Genomic DNA, 21069 nt, shown 5'->3' with positions numbered 1-21069 from the left:
AGTCCACGCCATTATAGGTCATCGGGATGGTCGTTTCGAAATTCTGGCTGCCTGGCGGCACGGGAATAAATGTATCGCCAAATCCTACCTCGGTAATACGAAAACTTGACCAGTCCAAAGCCCCTGCTAATTGATTGGTGATGTCTACTTGTTGGGCCGGGGCCGTAGCCGAAGCATCATTTTCAAAATCAATTCTATACGGAAGAATTGTCTTCTCTGGCACATAATGTTCATCATCATATCCTCCTGGTCCCGTAAGAGCGTTGGGGTCACAACTTGAAGCAGCGCCTGTAGCGCCTTGAGCTCCAATCGTTCCGGGAATACAGATTGCGGATCCATCTTTCGCGGCAAAAAGAGTGCCCACTAAAATGATTACGAAAAGTTGAACGGTGTTTCTTAACTTCATTGCCATCTCCGATTTTTTATTATTGAAACCTTTTCTGGTGTTTTGACAGCCTTGTCACCAGAAAGAAATGATTGGCACAAGTAAACTAAATTGCTGAACGTCTTTATTTGTTTTCTCCAGGGATCATGAGTGTTTCCTAATTCAAACATCGGCTAACCTGTGCGCTTGTCCCGGTGATAATCTCTGAATAAGCATCCAAAAACCTGTTCATAGTTTCCCCCACGAAACGAACAACATGCAATGATTTCAATGAGTCTTATTATTTGTAAGGCATGGGAAAACACACAAGCCAAAAGAAAGTCAGGAAACCACAAAAAAACAAATGCAAGTGTTTGTCAACAAAAAAATTAAAATGATGGTCAGGTTTTTTTTGGGGGGGGGATGGGATAAAGTGAAAAGGGGGACGAAGCAGCATTTTGTAGAAACTTTTACGACCTTTCGGCTTTGTCAAACGCTACTGCATCCGTGTAGGTTACGCCGTTCCCGCCAAAAATATCCAGGGCGCTGCCGATGGTCGCGTCAAGTTTTCCCGCACCCAATTCCTTGATAAGATACATGTCGTTCATGCTCTGGATTCCGCCGGCATAGGTGGTGGGCAGAGTTGTCCATTTCCCCAGGTTAACCGCAAGCTCTTGTTCAATGCCCGAGCATTTCCCTTCAACATCAACGGCATGAACCAGAAACTCGTCACAGAATTTCGCAAAATACTTTAACGTTTCACCGTTCACTTCCATATCGGTGAAATTCTGCCAGCGATCCGTGACAACATAATATTTTCCGCCCTTCTTCCGGCAACTGAGATCAAGGACAAGCCTGCCCTTGCCCACTGCCTGCAGGACTTCCAGTAAACGGTCTTCACGCACCCGGCCTTTTTCAAAGACATAGGAGGTAATTATCACATGCGAAGCGCCCTGATCAAGCCAGTAGGCGGCATTTTTGGCGTTAATGCCGCCACCTACCTGCAGACCGCCAGGATAGGCCTGCAATGCTTCAAGCGCCGCCTGGTCATTTCCGGAACCGAGCTTAATCACATGACCGCCGACAAGGCCGTCTCTTTTATACATTTCCGCATAAAACAAAGGACTCTTATCCGAAGCAAAATTGGTTTTGAGGCTGGATGACTGATCATCGGAAAGGGTTGAACCGACAATCTGTTTCACCTGCCCTCCATGGAGGTCGATACAGGGTCTGAATCGCATGAGTATTCCTTATTGATAAATTAAGCTGATTAGCATCGAGTTTCAGATTCAAGCGCATAAGATGACATTTGACGCCGGTTGCCCTGGCCGGCCGTCTCTCTTCGCGGGTCGGCGGGACAGGCCATCATGCCATTATGCTCTCTGGACCATTCCCGGCTGAAAGAGGATGGTAATCAAACAATTTAATCGAGGAATATTACCAGATAGCCCAAAATAAAAAAGCCTCTATTTCATAAAGAAACAAGAGGCTTATGCAATCACGCCGTAGGAGTGATTATAAAAATTAAAACTGTATAATCAAACCCTGGTAAGCATTAATGTTGATGGATCAAGATCAAGGATCCGACCTGATTCATCCGTGGAACCTGTTGTATCTTTTATGACATCAAGGGCAACGCTCTTCTTCTCCACTTCAGGCCGCAGCAGCACAACAGTATCAAACAGGTCATCGATCTCATGACAGGGCGCGGGCACACCATTTTTACTGGTCCGCTCATCCTCACGATGGAGAAGCGCTGAAAACCAGATATGCAAATCCATTGCCTCCATGAGTTCACGCATTTCAACCATACTCTGTCGATCGGTGTTGGAAAAATCCAGGCCGTCAATCATCAGGCAATCGGGTCGGAAAATATTCTGATAAATAAGATCATTCAGCCGTTCTTCAAGTTTCGGCTTGCTGAACGAAGATTCCTTAAAGGTCATTATTATCCGGTTGGGGAGGATCTCATCCATTATTTCAGCGGAATTTTCAAGCTTATATGTTTCCACCATATCTTTAAAAATATCTTCATACCAGATCTTGGTTTTCTCAAAGCTCTGACCGATGTTGACATGCAGGACCTTCTTGCCCCGCAGAAGGCTGTCCAAAGCAATCTGCACAAGAATTGCTGTTTTCCCTATTCCCGCACGTGCCATTACAAGCCCCATCCGCTGGCTTATGCCGCCGCCGTTTGCATCAGGACTCAGAGCCCGCAACGGATTATTTTTGTTCATTTCTTTTCTGTTCATGGCTTCACTCCAGTATCAAAATCCTACTTTTTTTTCTTTTTCTGGATATCCAGAATAATCTCTTCAGCGACACTCTTTGGAACATGCCTGTACGCTGCAAATTCCATGGTAAACTCCGCCTTACCCTGGGTAAGAGAGCGGAGAACGGTGGAGTAGCCAAACATTTCTGAAAGCGGTACTTCCGCCTCAACCACAGTGTAATCGCCTTCCTCGAATGTCCCGGCGATAACACCCCGGCGCTGATTCAGGCTGCCCATGACCGGCCCCTGAAACTCGGTAGGACCTTCCACGGCTACCTTCATGATCGGTTCCAACAAAACCGGCTTTGCCTTACTGTAGCCTTCTCGGAAACCACCGAATGCCGCCAACTGGAAAGCCACATCAGAAGAGTCAACCGCATGAAACGCCCCGTCGTTGAGAACAACCCGCACGCCGTTAACCGGAAATTCGGCAAGGGCACCTTTCACAATGCCCTTCTGAAACCCCTTGTCGCAGGAAGAGATATACTCCCGGGGGATAACCCCGCCGACGACTTTATCAACAAACTCGTAATCCTTTTCTTCAATGGGTTCCATATATCCGGCAACCCGACCGAACTGTCCTGAACCGCCGGTCTGTTTCTTATGGGTATAATTGAATTCCGCCCGCTGAGTAATAGTCTCGCGATAGGCGACCTGGGGAGGTCCGATTATAACATCGGCTCCGTACTCACGCTTCATCCGCTCGATATAGACCTCAAGGTGTAATTCACCCATCCCGGAAATAATCGTTTCATTGGTCTCATGGTCCACAAAGGTCTTGAAGGTAGGATCTTCCTTGGTGAAACGGTTAAGCGCCTTTGACATGTTAATCTGGGCTTTATTGTCCGTTGGAATTATCGCCAGAGAAATAACCGGTGCAGGCACATGCATGGAGCTCATGGAGCATGATATATTACTTGAGGTAAAGGTGTCTCCAGATGCGCAGTCAACCCCGAAAAGGGCGACGATATCTCCGGCGGTGGAACTCTCAATCTCTTCCATCTCGTTGGAGTGCATCCGGACAAGTCGGCCGATTTTTACTTTTTTACCGGTCCGTGAATTGACAATTGTATCGCCCTTGTTCATCGTCCCCTGATAAACACGAACATAGGTCAACTGGCCGTAGCGACCGTCTTCAAGTTTAAAGGCAAGGGCTATAAGCGGCTCATCCGGATCGGACTTGACCACTATTTCCTCTTCATTTTTATCAAGATCAAGGGCTATGTTTTCAATGTCCTTGGGGTTTGGCAGATAATCGATAACCGCATCAAGCAGGGGTTGAACCCCTTTATTCTTATATGCCGAACCCACAAAAACCGGCGCCAGCTCCAGGGCCAGGGTTCCTTTACGAACCGCGGCCTTGATCATTGCCACGGTGGGTGTGCCTTCAAGAGCCGCTTCCATCAGTTCATCGGAAAACATCGAGGCCGCATCGATCAATTCTTCCCGTTTTGCTTCGGCTTCAGCCAGTAAATTTTGAGGAATCTCGTCTTCACGAATGATATCGCCGTTCTCCCCTTCAAAATAAAGGGCTTTCATGATTACCAGGTCAACAAGACCCTTGAGATTCCCTTCAAGACCGATGGGCAACTGCAGGGCTATAGCATTAAGATTCAACTTATCACGAATCTGCTGGATAACACGATCGGGGTTTGCGCCGGTCCGGTCACATTTATTAATAAACGCTATACGGGGCACTTTGTACCGGGTCATCTGGCGATTAACCGTAATACTCTGTGACTGAACTCCACCCACTGAGCAGAGAATAAGCACCGCACCGTCCAATACGCGAAGGGCCCGTTCAACTTCAATGGTGAAGTCAACATGGCCGGGAGTATCAATAATATTGATATGGTTATCCTTCCACGAACAGTAAGTGGCCGCGGACTGAATGGTGATGCCCCTTTCTCTTTCAAGTTCCATGGAGTCCATTTTCGCACCGACACCATCCTTGCCGCGTACTTCATGAATCGCATGAATTCTTTGCGTGTAGTAAAGAATACGCTCCGTAAGGGTGGTTTTACCCGAGTCGATATGCGCGCTTATTCCAATATTGCGCACCTTATCCAAATCTGTCTTCATCACTGCTACCTCTACCATTGCTTAAAAAAGGTTTATTTAAACCAAAATATTTTGTCTTACTCTGCACTAAGAAAAAATGCCGTCAGGCATATTCAGAGGCCAACGGCATCGGAAATTTTCATTAAAGTCATCGTTCCTGGAATCTTTCCGAAAGAACCGGAAAGAAACGACCTCACTGAGGCCGCATAAAATCAAACCAGGAACAAGACCATATAGCCCACAACACCTATAATGTCAAGAATTCACGACCCTAAAACCTTCAGAAAAAGCCGGTTCAGGCTTCGCCGAACGAATCAGCAAACAACTTAATAATGGCAGCATTACCTTCTTCGCTGAGATTCCTGGTTCCGGATCCTACAAAGGTATCGTGCTTGATCGTTGGTGAATCCTCTTGCCATTGGGCGTTCAGCCAGGAATACCATTTATTGGTGCCCTGATCGAATACACTCAAAGGCCGATTAAAAAGTTTGGCGAGCTCAACAGCCCAGCCAGTGCCGCCTTTGACTGTTTTATCTTCCTGGATAATCCCAATGGCAAAAACCTGATGTCCCTTATTAACCATGTGAAAAATCGTCTGAAGGACCTTCCTGATTTTCTCTGCGTTATAATACTTCCGCCCCATCATTTTGGAGGCGAGTTCCATACTGATATCACCGCGCTTAAGCTCTTCATTGCTGAGCTCGGTAACATTGATTTTTCTCTCAATCTCCTGTCCCGGAAAGGTATAATTTACTTCCGTGATCCCCCATTTTTCAGCTGCATTGCCGAAAGCCACTTCAGCCTGTGTGTTGCCGCCGCTGTATAAAACACATTTTCCTTTGTCCATTTCACTCCTCATTGAGCTGCTTAAAAAAACTTCGGCGCCTGAAATTCCTGGCGCCTTGGATCCATCCTGCAAGCATATAACAGGAAGCGGGCACCATATACGATTATCCAAAAAAAGCAATAATTTTTTATCACTTCGCCCATAAAACCAACAAAAAAACAACGCTTTCAATCGATTCCCCTAATGGAGAAACATATCCCGCCGGGCATATTTTTTGCCGGGATTTTCCTGATTCTCGGCACGAACCCTTTATCCTACGCCATTGATTCCTTTTCTTTTAATGTTTGACCTGCTGTCATAGATAGACAAAACGATGAGCTGTTTGCGCTGGATGGATTATTTTCTTCATCGACAGCTGAAGCATTCCGGAACCAGAAACCCCTTGGAGATGAGGCACTTCGTTCCAGCACCATGGGTTTCAAGCCATTTTTTTCAAGCAGGGCGACAACTTCAAGGATGACCTGACCCAGGCCCAGTTCAACCTCGGCGGAAAGCCCGATTCCTGTGGTTAAATCCTTGGGCTCAATACCGTAAAGAAGCAATCTTTCGGGCAGTGCGTCAATAAGCGTTGCCTTGGCGAGCAAGTCGGAAATACCCAATTGATGCGGAGAGATGCTGGTCATGAAAGCTGCAGGGACCTCTTCATCTTCCAAACGGTAGACGGTGCCCGGAGCCTGGCCGTTTCGCATGGCATCGATGATTATCAGCAAATCTTTTTCTTGAATATATTGCAGAAGTTCGATTCCTGCAGTGCCCCCATCAAGCAACTCCACGTCATCGGGAAAGATGTACCGCGACTCAAGCTCTTCAATGGCTCGCACCCCTGCCCCCTCGTCTCTGAGAAGAACATTGCCTATTCCCAGCACACCTACATTCATGCCTTTCCCCTATAACCTATAGCACTTTGACCCGGACAATTTCGCGAGAATTGCCATCAACCAGATGAATAGCACAGGCAAGGCACGGATCAAAGGAGTGTACCGTCCGCAGGATTTCCAAGGGTTTTTCAGGATCGGCAACCGGATTCCCCAGCAAAGAAGCCTCGTAAGGACCAAGGGCATCATCGGCGTTTCTCGGTCCGGCATTCCAGGTGGAAGGAACCACGCATTGATAATTTTTTATAATACCGTTTTCAATGACAATCCAATGAGACAGGGTGCCGCGCGGCGCTTCATGAAATCCGAAGCCGCGTTGCTCTCCCTTGGGAAACACCGGGGGGTTGAAGGTGGTCATGTCACCCCGGCCGATGTTATCGATCAACGCCTGCCATTGATTGTTCAGCGTGTTGTACAGTACCCCACAGCGCACTGCCCGGGCAGCGATCCTGCCGATTGTCGAATGCAGCGCGGCAATCCCGACTTTTGCCCCGGCAAGCTTACTCACCCTTTCCAGGGTCAGACCAACATATTTTCTGGTGGTTTCATGCCCGGCAGCATACATTGATAAAACATTTGCCAGCGGCCCGACCTGGGCGGGCGCCCCTTTAAATGTTGGTGCCTTGACCCATGAATATTTTCCGTTATCCTCAAAATCCGTATAATTCGGCTCTGTTTCCTCTTCAAAGGGATGACGATTCCAATCACCTTTATACCAGGCATGCTTGATGCTTTCCTTGACATTATCCTTAAAGAAACTGTCCTGATAGCTTGTTATGGGGGCGAATTTCCCGACATCGCCATCAGGAATATAACCACCGGGCAGTTCAAATATTTTGCCTTTGGTATCAAGAGGCATATCCGGAACAGACAGATAATTGGTCACCCCGGCGCCGTATTTTGTCCAATCGGCGTAGAATGCCCCCACTGCGGCAACATCCACCAGCAGAACGTTTTCAACAAAATCACCAACTTCGTCGATCAGGGTTTTAACATGGTAGAGTTTTTCCATGTTGAGGGCTGAAGTGCTGTCCGGATTAATGGGGTTTGCCACCCCGCCCACCGCCAGATTCTGAATATGCGGAGTCTTGCTGCCAAGGATCGTCACCACCTTGTTAATTCTACGCTGATAATCAAGGGCCTGAAAATAATGCGTCGCCGCAAGCAGATTAACCTCCGGCTCAAGCTTCATAGCCGGATGCCCCCAGTAACCGCTGCCGAAAACGCCCAGTTGCCCGGAGCCGATAAATGCCTTCAATTTATCCTGCACCGCCATGATCTCATGATAACTGTTCCCCTTCCAGCTGGACAGGCTCTGGCCGAGAGTTGCGGTTTTCCGGGCATCGGCTTTCAGGGCTGAAACAATATCCACCCAGTCCAGAGCACAGAGTTGATAAAAATGCACAATATGGTCATGGACGCTATGGGCGCCGATAATCAGGTTTCTGATATACTGGGCGTTGAGCGGCACCTCCATGTCAAGGGCATTTTCCACGGCCCGGACCGAAGCAACGGCATGCACCGTCGTACAGACACCGCAGATTCTCTGGGTAAAAAGCCATGCCTCGCGGGGATCACGGCCCCTGAGAATAAGCTCAATGCCCCGCCACATCTGACCTGAGGACCAGGCATTGGTCACCTTGCCGCCATCCACTTCACAGTCAATCCGTAAATGCCCCTCAATTCTGGTTACCGGATCAACAACAATTCTCTTTGCCATGTTCATGTCTCCTTATAATAAACCTTATCCTTCAGGCATGTTTCGCATCATGAAGTACCGGCAGCCGCTTGACAAACCATATATAGCCCATGATCTCAAGAGAAATTATCGCCAAGGTAACAACGAGCTCCTGGACCGTAGGGAAATAATGGAAGCCGCCCCCGGGATCAAAGCCCACCAGGTAGGCGTTTATCCTGTACATGCCACCGCCCACCATAATCGCCATTGATGCAAGGAAGAGCATCTGCGGACTCCTGCGATTAGCCGGATAAATAAGAATAAGCAAGGCGCCGATCAGGAAGAAATTTTCCAGCAGAAACATGTTGGCGGCAAGCCCCCCGGAAAAAGCCATGGGCAAAAGATTCCTGGCATTGATGTCCTGCAGTCTGACCAGCAGATAAAAGCCCAGCACCCAGGGGATTACGCCGGAAAGTTTGCTGAGCAGACGGATCTCATAGGGCCGGTTAAAACCCAGCGCTGCAACCGATGACTCAAAAATAACCACGGCATAGCCCATGGTCAGTGCCGAGAGCAGGAAAAGCAGCGGCAGAAAACTGCCCCACCACAGAGGCGACAATTTGTTCCCGGCTGCAAGCATCATCGTCCCGAGGGATGACTGGTGCATGGTGGGCAGGAGAATGCCAAGAGCGATAAATATGAAAATCAGCCGATTCAGCTTAGCGGCAAGTTTCTGAGCTTTGATTTTTTCAAGAAAAACAGGGGCGAACTCGATCCACAACACCATGACATAGGTACCGATACAAAGTGCTACCTCCAGAAGGACCGAGCGGAAATTACTGAATTGCGGAAGAAATATATTATACGCCTGCCAGTATCGCCCCAGGTCGATGATTACTGAAACCCCTGCAAAGGTGTAGCCGAAGATACTGGTCATGATCGCCGGTCTCACCAGGGGGTGATATTCCCCCTTATTAAAGATATAAACCAGCAACGCCATGGAATAGCCACCGCAGGCAAAAGCCGTTCCGACAACAACATCGTAGGCAATCCATATTCCCCATGGATAGCCGTCGCTGAGGTTGGTCACCGCCCCAAGCCCATAAATAAACCGCTCCGCAACAAAATAAACTCCCAGCACAACAACCGCCGCAAGGCATAGAAACGGTATGGTGAAAATTTTTCCGCCCATCGGTTTTGCTTCACTCATCGGTTCACTCCTTATCTCGTGTCAGCAACAGCAGACCTATTTTTTTTTGTCGCCTTCCTCTTTCCTGCCGATCATGTAAATAAGCCCACCCAGTACAACGATTGGATAGACCATGCCCTTGTAAATGGCATATTGAATACCGTCGGATATTTTTGCAAAGGATTCATCCGGCAAACCAGGAAGCCCCAGCTTTTCAAAAGGAACCCCGGACAGATACATCACCTGGGTGCCGCCCACTTCATGCTCACCGTAAATAGAATTCACATAATTTGCTGCCCGGTGCTTCAAGAATTTCGGTGCAATCCTTCCGCCTATATCAGCAACCGGAAAATCATAATATGTGCCCGGAATCATTGCCATTCTCCTCCTGGCCTCTGCAACTAAAGATTCCACCGGCCCGAAAAGAGATGCTCCGGTGGGGCAGGCCTCACAGCATGCCGATATGCCCCCCTGCTTTATCAAGTGCGAACAGAGCTGGCATTTGACTATTTTAGGGACAGGGGTTTCCCACTCGAATTTCGGAATATTGAAAGGACAGGCAATCTGACAATATCTGCATCCTATGCAGGCATCCTTATTATAGGTTACCATTCCGGTCATCTTATCCTTGGACATCGCCGATACCGGACAGGCCGAAACGCAGGATGCATCTATGCAGTGCATACAGTGCCTTTTAATAAACGAATGGCCCTCGATATTGTCTTTCTGGTCACCGCCGCCAATGCTATACTTTTTAATAATATTCAGTGTCGATGACGACAGATCTCTTGGGTTGTCCCACATCCGATCCAGGCCTGAATGCTCGTAGGGCATATTGTTCGCTTTTTTGCAGGCAACCATACATACCTGGCAGCCGACACAGAGGGTCGCGTCATACAGCATCCCCAGAAGGCTGGGATAATCCCTTCTATCACCCCTTTCATGCGCACCGACCAGATCCGGCTTACCCAGTGCCGCAAGCGTCCCGCCTGCTGCCACCCCTTTCAGAAAATCCCTTCGCTTGACTTTCATGGCCCAAACCCTTTCTTATGGTTGTCCGCATCGTAGAGAGCACTTTGCGGACGCGTGTTCCGCCCCTGTTTTATTGAAACTATCGGAGGCGATAATTCAGTGTCCGACTTTTCACTACCCCATCAAGATTGTTCCTCATCGGTTTCGATGCTGCCCAGTTTCTTGAATGTAACCGCAGCAGCTCCTGCCGCAACACCGGCGACACCGGCAAGCAACGCTGCAGCCCCAGGTGAAAGGGCGCTGCCCTTGTCATCAAAAATCGACGCTTGTGCCGCAGCCGGGGTCAGCTGTATCACCTCAGCTGGTGAATGGAGCGGGACGCTAAATCCAACTCCCTTCTCCGAACACCCGAAACACGGATGTCCGGTGCCCACCGGCCAGGTGCCGGACCCCACATCTCCGAAATTTAGCGTTGAGCAGTTATTATAAGTCTCCGGCCCTTTACAACCGAGCTTATACAAACAATAACCCTGCCTGTGCCCCTCATCGCCAAACTGCTGGGCGAACCGTCCGGCGTCAAAATGCGGTCGCCGTTCGCAATTTTCATGAATCAATCGGCCGTATGCGAATTTCGGGCGCATCTTGTCATCCAGAGCCGGAAGCTTGCCAAAGGTTACATAATAGAGAACCGTTGAGAGAAAATTATAAGGATTGGGAGGGCACCCCGGAATGTTTACCACTGCAATCCCGCTGTCTTTGAGGATTTCTTGCACAGGCTTTGCACCGGTGGGATTCGGGTCTGCAGAGGGTATCCCTCCCCATGATGAACAGGAACCCAGGGCGATTACCGCTGCCGCCTTCGGCGCCGTATCTGTGAGAATTTCAAGGGCGGTGCGGCCGGCGATCTTGCAATAGACCCCGCCATCTTTGGTGGGAATTGAGCCGTCAACCACCAGGATGAATTTACCCCTGTTTTCTGCAATGGATTTTGCGCGGAATTCCTCGGCCTGATGGCCGGCGCCGACATTTAAGGTCTCCGAGTAGTCCAGTGAGATGAGATCAAGGATGAGATGTTCGAGGGTGGGATGGGTTGCCCGGAGGAGGGACTCGACACAGCCGGTGCACTCCTGAGCGGAAAGCCAGATAACCGGGGGCCGTTTGCCTGCCGCAACTGCAGCCTCGGCGATCCGGGGTCCGAAACTTGCCGGAAGTCCCATGTAAACCGCAGCCGCTGTGCAGAATTTCAGAAAGTCCCTCCGTGTCACATTGCTGGATTCCAGACCAAAGCACGACTTTCCATTTCTCATAACAGCCCTCCTTCTATTGTAAGAATGAGAATATTCTCTGATTTTCAATACTGTATAACTAAATGATGTTTATTCCTTGGCGATTTCAATTATTACATTTTTTATGGGAGAGGATTTCATTCCTAATCCAGTATGTGCAAAGGCAAAATTAAAACACAAGAAAAAATTTTCTTGTGCGGCAGGCCAATATTCTCCCTAAAACAATCACATAGCACAGATGCATGCTTTAATTGCTGAGATAATCAGCCAACCCACGCAACTCAGCGCCTGAAAGTTTTTCAAAAGAAGGCATTCGTGTTTGCGGATATTTATTCCGGGGATTTTTCAGATACTCGCGAATTTCATTACTATTCATTCTCCGACTGACCGCAGTAAGATCAGGACCCATTCTGCCACCCTGACCTTGAAAGGAATGGCAGTTACTGCACCCTTTGCTTTGAAAAAGTGCTTCCCCGTCCGCAGAGCACCCGGCAAATAACATCCCTCCAAAGACGACCCAAAAAACCATCAAGAAACTCTTCATTTTCATCCGCCTCCACAAGTCATGTTTTATTGCACTATCAAATCTCACAAAAAGTCAAGCCGGAGCCTTTTCCTCATTACTCCGGCCTGGAAAATAATTAGCCCGGATTCTGGAATTAGGTTTTAATCTCATAAATCTTGGGATACCATAGAAAAAATCTGTAAAAACTCCAATTGAAGAGGAGCCTTCCCATGCAAGACGTCCTTACAACCTGCGTCTATTGCGGCTGCGGTTGCGGCCTTTATCTCCACGAGGAAAACGGCAGAATAACCGGGTCGCAAGCCAGCAGGAACCACCCTGTTTCCCGAAACAATCTCTGTGTCAAAGGCTGGCACATTCACGAATTCATCCATGACCCTGAACGGCTCACCGAGCCTTTGATGCGGAAAAACGGCACACTCGTTCCGGTTACCTGGGATGAAGCCTTTGATTACACAGCAAAAAAACTCACCGAAATCAGGGACCGGACTAACGCACAAGGCATCGGGGTGCTTTCCTCGGCAAAATGCACCAACGAAGAAAATTATCTTCTCCAGAAATTTACCCGAGCGGTACTCAAGACAAATAACATAGACCATTGCGCCCGCCTCTGACACGCTCCCACGGTGGCAGGTCTTGCCACCACCTTCGGCAGCGGCGCCATGACCAATTCGATCAATGAAATCGAAAACGCCCAGGTCATCCTGGTAATCGGTTCCAATACCACCGAGGCCCATCCCCAGATCGCCCGCCGTATGTCGGATGCCAGGGATAAAGGCGCAAAACTCATTGTCATTGATCCGCGCAAAACCCTTATCGCCGAAATGGCCCATATCCATCTCAATCTCAATCCCGGAACCGACATCCCTTTATTGAATGCAATGATGCGGATTATTCTCGATGAAAACCTGCTGGACGATCTTTTCATTGAGATGCGCACGGAAAACTTCTTTGCCCTGCGCGACATGCTGTACCGTCTGGACATGGATGAGATCGTCGAAATCACCGGCGTGCCTCTTGAAAAAATAAGCGCCGCGGCCCAGATCTATGCCCGGGCCCAGAAGGCGGTTATCTGCTATTGTTTGGGGATTACCCAGCATGTCTGCGGTACCGAAAATGTCCAGAGTATTGCAAACCTGGCGATGATGGCCGGCCACATAGAAAAGGAAGACACCGGGGTTGACCCGCTCAGGGGTCAGAATAATGTCCAGGGTGCCTGTGACATGGGGGCCCTTCCCAATGTTTTCACCAGTTATCAGTCGGTCACCAATCCCGACTACCGGGAAAAATTCGAAAAGGCCTGGATGGTGAAACTGTCGGAAAAACCGGGCCTGACTCTGATGGACATGACCCATGCCGGAAAAGACGGGGCAATGCAGGCCATGTTCATTGTCGGCGAAAATCCCATGTTGAGTGACCCGGTGATTTCCGCCGTGGAAGAGACCTTAACAAATCTCGAGTTCCTGGTGGTTTCGGATATATTCCTGACCGAGACCGCAGCCATGGCCCATGTGGTATTCCCCTCCGCATCTTTTGCTGAAAAAACCGGCTCCTTCACAAACACCGAACGCCGGGTGCAGATGGTGCGGCAGGCAATCCAGCCCCTGGGCTCCTGCAAAACCGATGCGGATATCATCACCGAACTTTCGGCCCGAATGGGTTATCCCATGGAATACGAGTCCCCTGCCGAAGTTATGGAAGAAATCGCCCTGCTGACCCCGATTTACGGCGGCATGCACCATGATCGCCTTGAATCCTCCTGGGGTCTGCAATGGCCCTGCTGGGACCGAAATCATCAAGGCACGCCCTTTCTCCATAAATATTTCTTCACCCGGGGCCTGGGGCAATTCGTTCCTGCAGGGCATCGGCCTCCCTGCGAGGAACCGGACGAGGATTATCCGTTTACCCTTATCACCGGCAGGATTTACCACCATTACCACACCGGCTCAATGACTCGAAAAAGCCCTTTATTAAACCGCGAATGCCCGGAGGCTGAGCTTGAGATTAATCCTGCTGATGCGGAAGGATTGAAAATCCGCAACGGCGACAGGTTACGGGTTTCAACCAGACGCGGCAGTGTCGAGATAAAGGCATTGATTACCGACAGGGTTTTCAAAAATTCTATTTACACCTCGTTTCACTTTGCCGAGGCGCCGATCAATCTTTTGACCATTGCCTCACGGGACCCTTTGTCCAAATGCCCGGAATATAAAATCTGTGCGGCAAAAATCGAACATGCGTAAAAAGCTCAATCAGGTATAACTCAACCATGAATGATACATTTATTCTGAAAAAAGACCACCTCACCGGATTTCTGCGCCGTCTAAAAAAAGCGTATCGGCTTGTCGCCCCGGTAAAAAACAGACACGGCGACACCCTTTTCACTGAAATTGTCTCCATTGACGCAACCGCCATTGATCTTGAAAATCAGGCCCAGTCTTCGGTCAAGCCTTTCCTGTTTCCACAGGAAGAAGTGCTGTTTACCTATTCAACTTCCTCTCATGAGGATTACCATTTCAAACCCGACGGCAACTCAGTGCCCACCGTCTATTTCGGCCTGCGCTCCTGCGATCTTTCCGCAATCCTCTACATGGATGTGGCATTCAGCCAGGCAGGCCGGGATCCGTATTATCTCCAGAAAAGAAAAAACGCCATCCTGGTGAGCCTGGGATGCAACAACCCCTTTGAGAACTGTTTCTGCAATGCAACCAAGAACGGCCCCTTTCTTGAATACGGTTTTGACCTGCAGCTCACAGATCTTGGCGACCGGTATTTTGTTGAAGTGGGCCGCGCTCAGGGACAGGAAATCATTGATACCTTGAGCCATTTTTTCTCTCCTGCTGGTGACACGGATAAAAAAGCCCAGTATCAGGCATTTCTTGAAGCGCGCGGCAATTTCCAGCAATTCGTCCATGTGGATCAGGCCCTCAAACGTCTAGCCGCCGGAGATGTTCCCAATACGCTCTGGGCCGATCTTTCCCTGCGCTGTCAGGATTGTGCCGGTTGCGCCTATATCTGCCCGACATGCGTCTGCTTTACGATCAAGGACAAGAAATTAACCAAAGACAGCGGCGCAAGAATCAGGTCATGGGATGCCTGCACATTCAGCGGTTTCACCAGAATGGCCGGCGGCCATAATCCCGTTGATCCCAGGACCCAGGCAATCCGCAAACGTTTTCTCCATAAAATGCTCTATGACCCCAAAAAACACGGAAGACCCAGTTGTGTCGGCTGCGGCAGGTGTGTAAACATGTGCTTCGGTGGTGTTGATATCATCCGTTTTATCAACCGACTCTGCGAATAAGGCTGCAACCCACTTGAACATTTAGGATAAATCCGGAAAAACCAATGATCCATAAAACAGAAGAAAATATTTATCTGCCGAAAATTGCCACTATCAAGGATATCTGTATTGAAAATTCACAGATCAAAACCTTTATCCTTGAGTTCAACGACCAGAAATTCAACAAGTCATTCAGCTACAATCCTGGTCAATTCCTGATGGTCTCCGTTCCCCACCACGGCGAGGCGCCCATATCTTTTTCTTCAACCCCGACCCGCCCCGGCGCCGTTTATCTTTCGATTCGAAAAGCCGGAAAACTCACCGGCGCCATGCACGAGCTCGCAAAAGGGGCTGCAATCGGATTGCGCGGCCCCTACGGCAAGCCCTTTCCCATGGAAGACCTCAAAGGCAGCAATCTCCTTTTTGTTGCTGGCGGCATCGGCCTTGCCCCTTTGCGCTCGGTGATCAATTACTGCCTGGATAAAAGGGCTGAATACGGCGAGATCACCGTGCTTTACGGAAGTCGCGCACCTTCTGATATCGCTTTTGCGGCCGACATCGACTCCTGGAAAAAACAAGGCGTTTCCTGCTCGCTGACCGTGGACGTGGCTGAAGATGGCTGGGACGGACCAGTAGGATTGGTCACCACATTGCTAGACAATCTGCAATCCGACAACTCAAACACCACCGCCATTGTCTGCGGCCCTTCACTGATGATCCGTTTTGTCATCAACAAATTGACTGCTATGGGTTTCAGCGATGAGACAATCATCACCACCCTTGAACGCCACATGAAATGCGGTGTCGGCATCTGCCGCCATTGCCACATGGACAACAAGCTGGTCTGCGATGACGGGCCGGTTTTCTCGGTTGCCGACCTGCGCGGCCTTGATATAGCGGAACTGGGCGCATGATTGACGCCAAACCCCTTCATACCGTCACCTTCCTGCCCAGCGGCAAATCAGTAACAATTAAACAAGGGGAATATCTGCTCAAGGCCGCAAGGCTTGCGGGTATCCATATCAATTCATCCTGCGGCGGCGGCGGCGTCTGCGGCAAATGCAAGGTCATCATCAAGCAGGGCGATGTTGGCGGCGGCAAAAATGAAAAACTCTCCCCGGAAGATCTGGCCGCCGGTTTCAGACAGGCCTGCATCGCCACCATTACCGGCGATGTCTCCATTGAAATTCCTCAACGATCCGACCTTGGCCAAGGGGGCCTTGCAACCGAAGTGCCGACCCATCACCGGGCCCGAATGCACGTCTACGACATCGAGTCCCTTCGCCAGGAGGGCGTCTTCATGCCGCCGGTTGAAAAATTCTGCCTGGAACTCCCCAGGCCCACAGCAAATGAACACATGGCCGACACCGGCAGGATACTCCAGGGCTTGAATAATCAGTATGATGAGCGAGGATTTATCATCAGCCATGCAACCTTGCAGAAAGTCCCCAGGGCCCTGCGTGAAAATGATTTCCTGGTAACCGTAACTCTCGCAAGACCGGTTAATAAGCGCGCCAAAAGCCATCTGGTAAATATCCAGCCGGGCAACTGGACCCACCGGAATTTCGGTCTTGCCTTTGATATCGGCACCACCTCGGTATACGGCATCCTTGTTGATTTGAACACCGGGGTCGTCCTGGCCCGGGGCGGGGAATATAATGGTCAGCTGAGCTACGGCGAAGATGTAATCTCACGGATTATCCATGCGGAAAAGCCCGAAGGTCTGGACAAAATGCAGGAACTGGTTGTCGCCACCATTAATAAGATCATTCAACAACTCCTGTCTCATGCAAATCCACCGGCCCCGGACAAGGGCAGGATCAAACGTGACGAGATAAGCTCCATCACCCTGGCGGGCAACACGACCATGACCCATCTGCTGCTGCACCTGGAACCCAATAATATCAGGCGTTCGCCCTATGTGCCGGTTACCACTTTCCTGCCGCCGATCCGCGCCACCGACATCGGCATCAAACTGCCGCACCATGCAGTGGCCCTCTGCTACCCGGCAATATCAAGCTATGTTGGCGGAGATATCGTTGCCGGGGTGATGGGCTCAGGAATGTATCGCACCGAAAAACTCACCCTCTACATTGACATCGGCACCAATGCCGAGATTGTCATCGGCAACAAGGAATGGCTGGTCTGTGCCGCCTGTTCCGCAGGACCTGCTTTTGAGGGGGGAGGCATCACCCATGGCATGCGGGCCGCAGAAGGTGCCATCGAGGATTTCAGCCTGAATCCCCTGACCCTGGAACCGATGAATATCACCATCGGCAATAAACCGCCGGTGGGCATCTGCGGTTCCGGCCTGCTGATTCTCATCGCAACATTACTTGAAAACGGCGTTATCGATAGAAGTGGCAAGTTCAATCGCACCCTCAACAACCCACGCATCCGCGAAGGACGAAGCGGCTTTGAATATGTCCTTTCGTTCCACGAAGAGGCAAGTGCGGAGCAGGATATTGTTATCAATGAAGTGGATATTGAGAATTTCATCCGCGCCAAGGCGGCGATTTATGCCGGAATTAAAACCCTTGTGGAAGAAGTAGGGCTGCAGATCACCGACCTTGAACAGATCATTCTTGCCGGGGCATTCGGCAGCTACATCGACCTTGACGCGGCGATGAGCGTAGGCTTGCTGCCGGAGGTGGATCCTGATAAAATTCTCTATGTCGGCAACGGTTCACTGATGGGCGCCTGGATGAGCGAATTGTCCAACCATATCCGCCAGGATGTGGTTGAGGTCGTCCGCAGAATGACCAGCTTCGAACTTTCGGAAGTCAACGGTTTCAACAACCAGTTCATCGCCTCACTCTTCCTGCCCCATACCGATATCTCTTTATTCCCTGAGACCGGCAAACGCCTGGAAGCGATTAAGAGTTAATTTCTCATCACTGATCCCTCGACGACCTCTTCTTTGTTTTCATCTCTCACAGATAAAAAATACTCATCTAAATAAACAACACGCCATCCTGACCCACTCTTGACTCCCATGATATTCTGTGATACAGGTCAAATTACTACCTCTCTCTGTAGCCATTCTTTGCAAAGGCCATCCGGATGAACGAATCAGATATGCTGCAAGCGGCATTTAAAATCAATGAACAGATTAATTTTCTGTGGAATTTTTACGTGGTTTTTTCAGGCATCCTGCTTGGCTGGATTTTTTCGACAAGTGTTGACTGGTCAAGGGAAAAAAGAATCATCCTCATCCTGCTTTTTGCAATTTTTGCAACTATAAATAATCTGGCGCTCTTTAACGAATATACCCTTCTTAAGCTGTTGCTTGCCGATATGGAAAGAACAATTACCCAAAAGACCCTTGAAACTTTTTCCTTTTTATCACGATTTATTGACTCCACCGGCACAGGTCCTACCGGTGCGTTTATAGTGCATGGCTGCGCGGATTCTCTTATTATCCTGCTGATCTGGCGATCGACAGCCAAGACGCATAGATAGGATTAAATTACAAATATTTTTCGGTTTTAATACCGGCGCAAAGGAGACTCTCAATGAAACACTCTGCCCTGCTATCATTTATTGTGCTTTTCCTTCTCTCCGCCTGCTGCACCGCCACCAACACCCCGGTTGAAAATATCATCGAAATTGACAAGAAAGGCAGGCCCGGCATCCCGGACTCCGACGCCATTTTCACCCGGAAAGACTATGAAGAGCATCTAGAAAAAAACCTGCTCAATTTCGGAAACAAGAAAAAAGTTATTATCTTTATCCACGGCGGCCTGAACACTACTGAATGCAGTGAAGTACGAGCTGAAGAGCTGAAAACAAAGTTCGGGGATGAGTACCACCCGGTTTTCATTCACTGGCGCTCCGACCTCACCACAACATACATCGAGCATCTTTGGAATCACCGGCAGGGCGAACACTGGGATTTCTGGGGACCGGTGACGTCGCCGATTGTTTTTGGCATAGATATCGGCAAGGGAATTGTCAGAACACCGATGATCTGGTGGTATCAGCTTGTTTCCTTTCTCAAGGCATGCGGCTACGATGCAGCGCATTATGAAAATGCCAAAAAAATAGGTACGTTACTTGAAAATGACCCGCGGGTCAATTACACACCCGGCGAGGATTACCGGGGGAATTCCCTTGAAATATTTCAGGGGGTGATCGGTTTTTTCGAGTTTGCCGGGTCCTTGATTACCGCGCCGCTCTTTGATGCGGTGGGCACCGGTTCCTGGGACGTGATGAAACGCCGCACCGACACGATGTTTGCCACCATGTTCACCGCTGACGATCTGGATGAGTATAAAAGTCTTGACGAGTACGAAAGAATGAAGCAGGGCTCACTTGCGATCTTTTTTGAAAAACTGAAAACAAAAAACCTTTCAGGAGTTGAAGTGATCCTGGTTGGCCACAGCATGGGAACCATCGTTGCCAGCGAGATACTATCCAAATGGCCGGAAATACAATATGACAGGATTATTTTCATGGCGGCCGCCTGCACCATAAAAGATTTTGAAAGATCCGTGGCCCCATATCTCAAAAAACATCCGGACACTGAATTTTACAACTATACCCTGCATCCCAAGGCGGAAAACTATGAGGCCCATTTCGGCGGCTTCGGCGGCACCGGCTCCCTTCTGGTGCAGATTGACAATTTCTACGCCAACCCGGTTTCAGAAAAAGAGCGCACCCTGGGCAAATGGGAAAATATCATGAACGGTTTCAACTATTTTGACGATGAAATATTAGGAAGGCTGCATTTCTGTACAATGGACTATGATCCGACCGTGAAAAACATCTTTGGCAAAGAGAATCCCAATCCACCGATAAAGCACGGTGATTTCGGGGCGTCGAACAATTTCTGGAAAGAAGATTACTGCAAAACCTCGCGGATTAAAAAGTCAACGGCTATCGACTGAAGTCGAAAGCGTCTGGCACAAAGGCAGAAGGCACAGAGTAATCAACAAGTTTTTCAGTTTTTTTCACTTTCTGCCTTCTGCCTTCTGCCTTTGTGCCTTGAGAACAACATTCCTCAATGTTCAAGCTGACTGTCTGAATACAGTGGCCAAAGCCTTAACTATAGACTAATCAAAACTATTCCGCAGGTGGCGGATGATGCAGGTCCTGGAGTTCCGCTTTTGCAAGGGTGCCGTTAAGGCCGACTTCCATGGCCCGCACCGGACAGACCGGCACACATAATCCGCAGCCGCTGCATTTATCTACATCAAAATTCACCGCCATTTCAGGGCGTACTAAATGCAAAGCGCCGGTGGGGCAGATGCCCGTGCATGCGCCGCACTGAAAACATTTTGCATCATCACGACGAATACTTGCGGCAATCCTCTGGACATCCACGCCCTGTTTTTTCAAATACGCAAGGCCTTTGTTGACATTTGCTTTGGAACCCGAGAGTTCAAGGACCATCAACCCTTCCTGCTGCACAAGCACCGCGGCCTTGAGAATATTGAACTCAATATCGTATTTCTTGACCAGCTGACAGATTATCGGCCTGTCGGCATTTTCCTTGGTGAAACGAAGCACATAAATACGGGTATCCATGATCCCTCCTACATCCCATAATGCGGGGCATTAACAATTTATACCCATCGGGTATAAGACCCTTTACAACTCAAATCCATTCCTGAAATCATTGAAGCTGCTCACAACCCCAACGTTATTTATCGATCTACTGCGAAAAGGGTCTAATAATCATATCCGAAATTATCTTTAAACCGCTGGGCGATTTCAT

The 21069-nt window shown here is 49.3% G+C and carries 17 protein-coding genes; 6 read left to right on the top strand and 11 right to left on the bottom strand.

Annotated elements, in window-relative coordinates; translation table 11 throughout:
• Positions 1-834: 834 nt before the first annotated feature.
• The 10 genes from hisA to KKE17_12480 form a co-directional block, all read right to left on the bottom strand.
• Positions 835-1605, bottom strand: a complete 771-nt coding sequence (gene hisA, locus KKE17_12525; GenBank protein MBU1710824.1) for a phosphoribosylformimino-5-aminoimidazole carboxamide ribotide isomerase — start codon at positions 1603-1605, stop codon at positions 835-837.
• A gap of 297 nt (positions 1606-1902) precedes the next feature.
• A complete protein-coding gene (locus tag KKE17_12520; GenBank protein MBU1710823.1) occupies positions 1903-2616 on the bottom strand; it encodes a hypothetical protein in 714 nt (237 codons plus the stop codon).
• 23 nt (positions 2617-2639) lie between these two features.
• Positions 2640-4718 carry an elongation factor G gene (gene fusA / locus KKE17_12515; protein ID MBU1710822.1) on the bottom strand — a complete coding sequence of 693 codons (2079 nt, stop codon included), beginning with the start codon at positions 4716-4718 and terminating at the stop codon, positions 2640-2642.
• A gap of 274 nt (positions 4719-4992) precedes the next feature.
• Positions 4993-5544 (bottom strand): hypothetical protein, encoded by a 552-nt coding sequence (locus KKE17_12510; GenBank protein ID MBU1710821.1) that lies wholly within the window; start codon positions 5542-5544, stop codon positions 4993-4995.
• Between the two features lie 254 nt (positions 5545-5798).
• Positions 5799-6422 (bottom strand): HyaD/HybD family hydrogenase maturation endopeptidase, encoded by a 624-nt coding sequence (locus KKE17_12505; protein MBU1710820.1) that lies wholly within the window; start codon positions 6420-6422, stop codon positions 5799-5801.
• Between the two features lie 16 nt (positions 6423-6438).
• On the bottom strand, positions 6439-8139 hold the full coding sequence (locus tag KKE17_12500) for a nickel-dependent hydrogenase large subunit (GenBank protein ID MBU1710819.1): 1701 nt from the start codon (positions 8137-8139) through the stop codon (positions 6439-6441).
• A 31-nt stretch (positions 8140-8170) separates the two neighbouring features.
• Positions 8171-9307: a Ni/Fe-hydrogenase cytochrome b subunit gene (gene hybB / locus KKE17_12495; GenBank protein ID MBU1710818.1), complete on the bottom strand. Its 1137-nt coding sequence runs from the start codon at positions 9305-9307 to the stop codon at positions 8171-8173.
• Positions 9308-9343: 36 nt separating this feature from the next.
• Complete coding sequence (gene hybA, locus KKE17_12490; GenBank protein MBU1710817.1) at positions 9344-10318, bottom strand: hydrogenase 2 operon protein HybA; 975 nt, start codon at positions 10316-10318, stop codon at positions 9344-9346.
• Positions 10319-10440: 122 nt separating this feature from the next.
• The gene (locus KKE17_12485; protein MBU1710816.1) at positions 10441-11565 is read right to left on the bottom strand and encodes a hydrogenase small subunit; all 1125 of its coding nucleotides are present in this window, start codon (positions 11563-11565) and stop codon (positions 10441-10443) included.
• A 226-nt stretch (positions 11566-11791) separates the two neighbouring features.
• Positions 11792-12088 carry a cytochrome c gene (locus tag KKE17_12480; protein MBU1710815.1) on the bottom strand — a complete coding sequence of 99 codons (297 nt, stop codon included), beginning with the start codon at positions 12086-12088 and terminating at the stop codon, positions 11792-11794.
• 191 nt (positions 12089-12279) lie between these two features.
• Between KKE17_12480 and fdhF the strand changes: the two genes are divergently transcribed.
• From fdhF to KKE17_12450, 6 genes are all read left to right on the top strand, one after another.
• A complete protein-coding gene (fdhF, locus tag KKE17_12475) occupies positions 12280-14310 on the top strand; it encodes a formate dehydrogenase subunit alpha (protein ID MBU1710814.1) in 2031 nt (676 codons plus the stop codon).
• Positions 14311-14336: 26 nt separating this feature from the next.
• On the top strand, positions 14337-15371 hold the full coding sequence (locus KKE17_12470) for a 4Fe-4S dicluster domain-containing protein (protein ID MBU1710813.1): 1035 nt from the start codon (positions 14337-14339) through the stop codon (positions 15369-15371).
• A gap of 44 nt (positions 15372-15415) precedes the next feature.
• Positions 15416-16264, top strand: coding sequence for an FAD/NAD(P)-binding protein (locus KKE17_12465; GenBank protein MBU1710812.1), 849 nt, complete (start codon positions 15416-15418; stop codon positions 16262-16264).
• Positions 16261-18237: a DUF4445 domain-containing protein gene (locus tag KKE17_12460; protein MBU1710811.1), complete on the top strand. Its 1977-nt coding sequence runs from the start codon at positions 16261-16263 to the stop codon at positions 18235-18237. Before KKE17_12465 ends, KKE17_12460 begins: the two co-directional genes overlap by 4 nt.
• A 176-nt stretch (positions 18238-18413) precedes the next feature.
• Positions 18414-18812 carry a hypothetical protein gene (locus KKE17_12455; protein MBU1710810.1) on the top strand — a complete coding sequence of 133 codons (399 nt, stop codon included), beginning with the start codon at positions 18414-18416 and terminating at the stop codon, positions 18810-18812.
• Between the two features lie 53 nt (positions 18813-18865).
• Entirely contained in the window at positions 18866-20239 is a 1374-nt protein-coding gene (locus tag KKE17_12450) for a hypothetical protein (protein ID MBU1710809.1), read from the top strand.
• 175 nt (positions 20240-20414) lie between these two features.
• Here KKE17_12450 and KKE17_12445 read toward each other — a convergent pair whose 3' ends face one another.
• Positions 20415-20879 (bottom strand): 4Fe-4S binding protein, encoded by a 465-nt coding sequence (locus KKE17_12445; protein ID MBU1710808.1) that lies wholly within the window; start codon positions 20877-20879, stop codon positions 20415-20417.
• Between the last annotated feature and the right edge of the window lie 190 nt (positions 20880-21069).

It is taken from the genome of Pseudomonadota bacterium, from assembly GCA_018823135.1.
Lineage (GTDB): Bacteria > Desulfobacterota > Desulfobulbia > Desulfobulbales > CALZHT01 > JAHJJF01.
Note: the sequence above shows the minus strand (reverse complement) of the source record. Positions and strands in the feature narration are given on the sequence as shown.

Coding starts and splice junctions, on each gene's coding strand:
- hybB (MBU1710818.1), bottom strand. CDS start 9,307: ATGAGTGAAGCAAAACCGATGGGCGGAAAAATTTTCACCATACCGTTT.
- KKE17_12465 (MBU1710812.1), top strand. CDS start 15,416: ATGATCCATAAAACAGAAGAAAATATTTATCTGCCGAAAATTGCCACT.
- KKE17_12520 (MBU1710823.1), bottom strand. CDS start 2,616: ATGAACAGAAAAGAAATGAACAAAAATAATCCGTTGCGGGCTCTGAGT.
- KKE17_12455 (MBU1710810.1), top strand. CDS start 18,414: ATGAACGAATCAGATATGCTGCAAGCGGCATTTAAAATCAATGAACAG.
- hybA (MBU1710817.1), bottom strand. CDS start 10,318: ATGAAAGTCAAGCGAAGGGATTTTCTGAAAGGGGTGGCAGCAGGCGGG.
- KKE17_12445 (MBU1710808.1), bottom strand. CDS start 20,879: ATGGATACCCGTATTTATGTGCTTCGTTTCACCAAGGAAAATGCCGAC.
- KKE17_12500 (MBU1710819.1), bottom strand. CDS start 8,139: ATGGCAAAGAGAATTGTTGTTGATCCGGTAACCAGAATTGAGGGGCAT.
- fusA (MBU1710822.1), bottom strand. CDS start 4,718: ATGAAGACAGATTTGGATAAGGTGCGCAATATTGGAATAAGCGCGCAT.
- hisA (MBU1710824.1), bottom strand. CDS start 1,605: ATGCGATTCAGACCCTGTATCGACCTCCATGGAGGGCAGGTGAAACAG.
- KKE17_12450 (MBU1710809.1), top strand. CDS start 18,866: ATGAAACACTCTGCCCTGCTATCATTTATTGTGCTTTTCCTTCTCTCC.
- KKE17_12505 (MBU1710820.1), bottom strand. CDS start 6,422: ATGAATGTAGGTGTGCTGGGAATAGGCAATGTTCTTCTCAGAGACGAG.
- KKE17_12480 (MBU1710815.1), bottom strand. CDS start 12,088: ATGAAGAGTTTCTTGATGGTTTTTTGGGTCGTCTTTGGAGGGATGTTA.
- KKE17_12510 (MBU1710821.1), bottom strand. CDS start 5,544: ATGGACAAAGGAAAATGTGTTTTATACAGCGGCGGCAACACACAGGCT.
- KKE17_12485 (MBU1710816.1), bottom strand. CDS start 11,565: ATGAGAAATGGAAAGTCGTGCTTTGGTCTGGAATCCAGCAATGTGACA.
- KKE17_12470 (MBU1710813.1), top strand. CDS start 14,337: ATGAATGATACATTTATTCTGAAAAAAGACCACCTCACCGGATTTCTG.
- KKE17_12460 (MBU1710811.1), top strand. CDS start 16,261: ATGATTGACGCCAAACCCCTTCATACCGTCACCTTCCTGCCCAGCGGC.